Origin of the sequence: aff. Roholtiella sp. LEGE 12411 (assembly GCF_015206995.1) — a bacterium.
Taxonomy (GTDB): Bacteria; Cyanobacteriota; Cyanobacteriia; order Cyanobacteriales; family Nostocaceae; genus Komarekiella.
Genome location: NZ_JADEXR010000230.1, coordinates 1 through 6,861 on the forward strand (window position 1 = coordinate 1; position 6,861 = coordinate 6,861).

7 protein-coding genes are annotated in these 6,861 nt (G+C 42.1%); 2 read left to right on the top strand and 5 right to left on the bottom strand.

Annotated elements, in window-relative coordinates; all coding sequences use genetic code 11:
* The first annotated feature begins 316 nt into the window (after positions 1-316).
* Both IQ246_RS28150 and IQ246_RS28155 read left to right on the top strand, forming a co-directional pair.
* The gene (locus IQ246_RS28150) at positions 317-949 is read left to right on the top strand and encodes a GerMN domain-containing protein (protein WP_194006584.1); all 633 of its coding nucleotides are present in this window, start codon (positions 317-319) and stop codon (positions 947-949) included.
* 960 nt (positions 950-1,909) lie between these two features.
* Complete coding sequence (locus tag IQ246_RS28155; protein WP_194006585.1) at positions 1,910-3,577, top strand: MBL fold metallo-hydrolase; 1,668 nt, start codon at positions 1,910-1,912, stop codon at positions 3,575-3,577.
* 50 nt (positions 3,578-3,627) lie between these two features.
* On the opposite strand, the gene IQ246_RS28160 is transcribed toward IQ246_RS28155, so the two are convergent.
* The 5 genes from IQ246_RS28160 to IQ246_RS28180 form a co-directional block, all read right to left on the bottom strand.
* On the bottom strand, positions 3,628-3,939 hold the full coding sequence (locus IQ246_RS28160; protein ID WP_162397257.1) for a DUF6679 family protein: 312 nt from the start codon (positions 3,937-3,939) through the stop codon (positions 3,628-3,630).
* A gap of 214 nt (positions 3,940-4,153) precedes the next feature.
* Positions 4,154-4,318, bottom strand: a complete 165-nt coding sequence (locus IQ246_RS28165) for a hypothetical protein (protein ID WP_194006586.1) — start codon at positions 4,316-4,318, stop codon at positions 4,154-4,156.
* 187 nt (positions 4,319-4,505) lie between these two features.
* A complete protein-coding gene (locus IQ246_RS28170; RefSeq protein WP_194006587.1) occupies positions 4,506-4,721 on the bottom strand; it encodes a hypothetical protein in 216 nt (71 codons plus the stop codon).
* 361 nt (positions 4,722-5,082) lie between these two features.
* Positions 5,083-5,871, bottom strand: a complete 789-nt coding sequence (locus tag IQ246_RS28175; RefSeq protein WP_194006588.1) for a Nif3-like dinuclear metal center hexameric protein — start codon at positions 5,869-5,871, stop codon at positions 5,083-5,085.
* A 78-nt stretch (positions 5,872-5,949) separates the two neighbouring features.
* Positions 5,950-6,699, bottom strand: a complete 750-nt coding sequence (locus tag IQ246_RS28180) for a hypothetical protein (protein ID WP_194006589.1) — start codon at positions 6,697-6,699, stop codon at positions 5,950-5,952.
* Between the last annotated feature and the right edge of the window lie 162 nt (positions 6,700-6,861).

Below are 6,861 nucleotides of genomic sequence, written 5' to 3' on the forward strand. Positions count from 1 at the left end.
TCTGGCACGTTTCATATTGGCGAATGAGAGTTAGTAGTATTTCTCTCAGGTTCTGCCAAAAGGGGGTCTGTATTCAATCAGACTCCCTTTTTTTCTTGAACATCACCGATTTAGTCTAAACTCCAGTATTTCAATGTAGCCACAGATTCTTAGTCTATGGTTGAATTAGTTTTGAAAATAGCCAATATAAAGTAAGAAAGCCAAGCTTAGCAAGCAGGTTTCGGGATCGAAGCTTCGTATACTCAAAATTCGCAAATCTATGCGGAATTGATACTATCAACACTGAAGTTGATAGAAAACGTAGCAGCAAAAGATTATGAGTAAAATTATTAACACCAGCAAAAAATATTTTTTACCCTTTATTGTTGTGGCGATCGCAGCTAACCTCAGTAGCTGTAATTCTAGCCCTATTGCTCGTAACATTGACAGCGAAACACCAGCACCAGTTACAACACCAAGCATTACATCATCACCAGCACCAGTTACAACACCAAACAGCGCGATTTCTCCAACTCCAAGCGTAGCCCAGTTGAGAGATAAATCTCCCAATAAAAAACTTTTGAGGGATAAACCTTCTTTAACTTCTCAAGCTGCGGCTAACAAAACTACCAATGTCACCCTGTACACAAGTGATGTTCAATGTCAAGAGTTAATTCCACAGAAAATTTCGGTATCTGCTGAAGAACCTGTGACCAATGCAGTAAGTAGAATTATAGAGAAACGAGATACAAGCGACTTTAGTTTGTCTGGATATCGTGTCAACGTTAACAATGGTATTGCCACAGTTGATTTACGAATATCTCCTGAGTCAAAGCGGCAAATAACCTCTCTTTCTAGTTGTGAACAGTTTGCTTTGTTTGGCAGTCTCCGCAAAACCCTAACGAGTAATGCTCAATGGAAGATTAAGGAAGTTCGCTTTACTTCAAGAGGCGAGGAAATTGTGTTTTAACGCGTAATCAGCGACAGCAGTGACACTCAACTTATTTGGCTTTGGCGGGATGAGAGTCACACAAAATGTGATAATTCGTCTTTAGTTCCTTGAGTGCGTCAACTATTTAAAGTGTTGCAGCTAAAGCGATCGCATTAGGAACTAATCGTCAAGCAAGTATTATCTGGATGGATGGACAGGTTAACCGAAAGGTTCTACAATCTGACTGATTGTGGTAAATTTACCTATTGCCCAATCAACCTAAGCATAGTAAAGATTTCCTAGTGATTCTGCAATGTTACAGAAGCACTAAATTAATATAGGAAAGTCTTGAGTAAAGGGCAGCAAACAAATGGATGTAAAACTGATTTTAGCTGGATTAACAGTTATATTTACAATTTCGTGCTTGTTTTTTGGTACGAAAAACGGATTTTATGATTCAGACAACTATCACGGCAATGGCTCTGCACATTGAGAAAAGCCTACAGACGCAAAGAGAAGTCTGAGTGTTTGCTGGGGACGTAGACGTTTGGAAAGGGGTGAAGCAGCGAGCGTAGTCAACAGGAGTCTGAGCGGCGGCTTGGGCCGTAAGCGTGCTGTGTCTTGTCGCCAGACATCTGAACTAGGGGAAGATTAGCCCGACTCAGCGATCGCGTTCCCCGAAAATTTTGTCGTAAGACATCAGAACTTCGGGAGATGCTTCCCGTAAGGGTGAGTCAGATCTCTCTGGGCACTCAGAACTTTAAAAGTGAAAACAGGCAAGCGGCAAAATCCCTGAGCAACTAGTTTGAGAGATTTTCGTCAACCAACTTTTCCGAACCAGTGCGGGTTCGGTAGAGACGTCCTCCCCAATCAAAAATTCACATTTTCAAGATTCTAGGTACGCACTACGAAACTTACTCTAGATCACAAAACCAAAATCCCTGTAGTTCTTGGCTTTTGTGACATGTTCATGACGATGAGGTTTAAGGGGAGGAGAGCATGAGGGATAATCTGTCGGCATCCTCTCGCGTTGATGCTGGAGAAGCTGGTAGTGAATTAGAATGTTTGCCTTACAGCGTCCAGCATAACGATGAGGGTATATGTCTGTTGATCAAGATGGGCCCACACCGCATCTTGTTAGACTGTGGTTTGGGAGATATTTCATCACTGGCAAAGGGGCTAACCAAGTCCGAGCGTCGGGGTAGTTCACCCCTACCAGCAGATTTAGTATTGATCAGTCACGCTCACCCAGATCACGCTAGAGGTTTACTAGCGCTGCATAAAGCTTTTCCGGTATTACCCATCTATGCTAGCGAGGTAACCAGCAAATTACTACCACTGAATTGGCAAGAGCAAGCTACCCAGGAAACTTCTCAGTTTTGTCAAGCATTGCCTTTGCGATCGCCTGTGGAATTTCAAGATGGTTTGGTGGCAGAATTATTTCCCGCAGGGCATCTTCCAGGAGCAGTAGCAATTATGCTCACCTATACTACCCAGCAGCGCTCTTACAGACTACTGTATACAGGAGACTTTTTCTTGTCCAACTCTCGGCTGGTAGAAGGTTTACGTTTAGAGGAACTGCGGGGATTAGACTTGGATGTGCTGATCATTGAAGGTAGTTATGGCACGTCCCGTCATCCTCACCGCCGTAACCAAGAAAATCAACTAGCAGAGCGAATTAATCGCGCGATCGCCGATCATTATTCTGTACTACTTCCCACACCTGCTTTAGGACTGGGGCAAGAACTGTTGATGCTTTTGCGCTCTCATCACAACTTCACAGGGCGTGATTTAGATATTTGGGTAGATGGTGCTGTCGCCACTGGATGCGATGCGTACCTGGAACTTCTACCTCACCTTCCTGCATCAGTACAGAATTTCGCTCGCCATCAACCTTTATTTTGGGATGAGCGCGTACGCCCTCGCGTACGTCGCTTACAGCCAGAACATCGTACTAACGTGGGCAAATCTCCCTGTATTGTCCTCACCGACTCTACCGCTGATTTAAGTCAGCACTGCAAACCCGATACTGGGCCTTGGCTAATCCTGCTGCCAGAAAAAATTGATATAAAAGTTAACAAACAATATTTCGCACCCACAACTATTGAAACCTATCTTTTGGCTCAGCATAGTGATGGGCCTGGTACTACCCAGCTAATTCATAATTTGCGACCCCAGCATGTCATATTTGTTCACGGTTCCCCTGCTTACTTAGCAGATCTGACTAGCTTAGAGGAGTTGCAAAACCGTTACCACGTACATTCTCCTGCTGCTGGCACTTTAGTCGAACTACTCATTGGCGATACATTTTTACAACCGGCAGCGCCAGAGACTAATTATGAAGGCGAACTAACTGAATTGGGAACAGTAATCACAATTACTTTACCCGAAGCAATTACAGCTGATCCGCGCTGGCAACAGTTTGCGGATACTGGTTTAATTGAAGCCCGGTGGCAAGGGGAAGAACTATTGTTGCGGGGATTATCTCAACGGGAATTGCTCAATCAAAATAGCGATCGCTTTATATGGTCTGAAGTAGACTGCTGCGGTACTTGCCGACACCAAAGAGGACAGCGGTGTTGGAACCCTGCTTCTCCATTGTATAACTTCAAGGTAACTCTTGAAGGCTACTGTCCAGCTTTTGAAGGTTTAAATGATAGTCAATAGTCATTAGTCACTTAGTCAAAAATGACAAAGGACTAATGACCAATGATTATTTATTCTGGATTTGAGTCAGTGTATCGGTTGCGGATGCGTTCAGCTTCTGGACAATCCTCTGTTAGGAGAGGTTCTACATTACCGCGTGGCACTGAAGCTAATTTTTGTGTTACAGCGCCAATGCTTTCGAGACGAACCATCTCCTCCCAAGAACAGGTTTCGTCCTCTTCTTCTGTTTCGTAACGTAGAGTCACTAAGTCCCCCTCTATGTCGAGGATGCGGGCGCGTTCAATCCAGCGTTGCTGGTCCCGCAAGAAAACACATACCTCCCGCCCGTCGCAACACAGTTGATAAATCTTGCGGTGTAGCATGTACTGCTTCTGCCTTTTTAAACAACGTAGTTAAACCTGTCAAAATTTGGGTTTTACCCCATGTAGATTACACTCTTAAGAGGTGAATTTTACGGTTGACAACAAGTGTGTTTCATCACCTAATCCTAATACTTGTTTATAGTTACCAAGTCTAAGGAGATCTTGGAGCATAAACCAATGTTGTTGCACCAGTTGAATTCAAGCTCTTTTAGGGTCATTCTAGGGAACGTTTACTTCTATAGAAGTTCAACGATTCAGGAGTTATCTTACCCAAGTTAATACTTGCTGGTGAGTCTTTACTACCATTATGTAATAATAAATACTCCAAAACTAGCATTGATTGCGGTTGTTCGAGTTGCCTAATTGTAATCATTGGCATTGCTAGGAAGTCCGGGGACTCGGGTTTACTTTTACCCCCATGTATTTGATCTTAACTCATTCTCTTGCTGACCTGAACGGTTTTAAACAACAACACCCGAAGAGTTTTGAGATTAAGGTTGTTGCCTGATGTTACACCTCCACCTCCAATCAACAATACAGTACCAGAGTCACCTATTGTTGGAGTATCAGTAAGATTTGTGCGTTATGGGAAATTTCATGAGTAAATTAGAGGATGCTTCTCGCTTAATTTCACCTGCGCGAACTGCATCGTATAGAGACGCAATAGCTGGTAAATCCTCTGATTGATAGCATTTATTAGCCAGAACTTGATGGAGTAGACCCTCAGATTCGACACTAAGATATCCAGTTTGAAAAGCAGATTCAACGAGTGTGCGAATCATCTTGATTGGGGCAGTGTGAGCAATTTGTTACCTCCAGTGTCGAACATTTTTCTCTGTTGCTAATTGATATAATACAGCTACCCACGGTGATTATAGTTACATAGTTATAGTGATATCAATCGCAGGGTACGGTCTGAGAGTCATTGATCAAGTATTTGTCTATATTATTATAGACCGTATATTCCGCATACATAATTTTATAGCATTAACCTCAAAAATACACTTAATCAATAGTATTGTATAGCACAGATCCAGTAAGATGAACTCATACTTAATGTATAAAAAAGTTTAAGAAATAAAATAATGAGTGTACGTGGCCGGAAAACATAAAAGTATATAACGAAACCTTGACTAAACGGAATCAAGCAAAAAACTGGCGGAAATCCTCATCCTGGTGACTCAATTGTACCCAGTCTAAGTTTAAGAATCTGAATTTTTGCACTAAGCGATCGCAAGCGGGGCGTTCAGTAGCGTAATGTCCGGCGTCAATCAAAATCAAACTGCGATCGCGGCTTTCTTGAAACTGATGAAACTTACAGTCCGAAGTCAGATAAGCTTGAGCACCAGTTTGGACTACCGCTGAGATGAAACTGGCTCCTGAACCACCCAAAACGGCAATTCGTGTAATAGTTTGTTGTAAATCAGCGGTTGGGGAAAAAATCAAATTAGGGGGGGTAAGTCGCCGTTGAATTACTTCGAGTAACTCCTGTAATGTCAAAAATGGCGCTAGCATACCAACACGCCCATATCCTAATCCTGCTTGCGTAGGTGCTATGGGAGTGACTTCCTTAAGCTCTAAAATTTGAGCCAACACATCAGCAGTACCATCCTGTACTTGGTCAAAATTTGTGTGGGCGCTGTAAATACCAATATTGTGGGTAAAAGCTAACCGTACCATTTCTGCGATCGCTTCACCAGTACGTAAGGACTTGAGAGGATTAAAAATTAAGGGATGATGGGCAAAAATTAGATTAGCATCAAAGGCGATCGCTTCCTGCATTACCGCCAAAGTTGGTGTCAAGCATACCAATACCCGTGCTCTTTCTTCTAATATTCCAGGTTCAATCTGCCAGCCACAATTGTCCCAGCTTTCACACCAAGCGGGATTTGCCCATTCTTCAAACCAAGAAATTAACTCAGCAATTTTCATAATTATTTTTTAGGCAATTATTTTGGGTAAAGCCAGAATCCTTGCCACTGATATATTTTACAATTTTTAATTTGAATTTTAGTGTCTTTGTGGTTGAATATTCAATTTTAATGCTAGCTGCTGGCGCTTTTCCTGGAAAGGTTTATTCCAAACAGGGTGAGCATTCCAGTTCCACGTTGTCACTGGGATGAGTTTTTCCCTAGCAAGATTAGTTAGTAGACGGTATTCATCCTCCGGTTCACGGGAGAAACTAAAAGGATTACGGTAGCCTGTATCACACAGTTTATAGGATATGACCTGACCGTAATTGATGCGTTGCAAAAGTTCCTTACCTTTAGCAAGCAAATAATCTAAAAAAACTAGACTAAAAGGCTCTATGTATGCACGAGTTTGTGGATCTTTTTGTACCCATCTTGCCCACTCAAATCCATACATAAAATCATGAACGTAGCGGAAGCGGATGTCTGTTTTAATTCCGAACATATCCGTTAAAGACACCATCTTTTTCCCAAAATATGTTAAAAACATAACAGCACCTTCGTCTGCTACTAAAGCCTGCCTGAGCATACTACTTACCATAAAATCAAAATCCCAGAAAATATTTTCTGGGAAGCTTTGCAGCTGAGCATGAACTATATCTTCCAAAGTGCTTTGAATAGTTATGAGCAGTTGAGTATCTATATTTTTTTCCGCACTCAAATATCCCAGTTCTGCAAAGCTGGTAATTAAAGTCTTTTGGGGATTAAGTGATAACAGATTAACTGACTGCTGGGCAAGGATTTCGTCAATAAATCGGAAAGGATTAGTGGATGTCAGGTCTTGCTTCATAAGTAATTCAAATAGCCCAAGCAGTTCCCTATAAATCAATACGGTTCAGTTAAGGCTAAAAATCATGTAAATTAAGCATTGTTCCCAAGCATGGAAGTTGAGTGTGGTGCATCTCAAGGATTTCTCGTTGGTGTCTCCTGATATACAAACTGAGGAACTGCT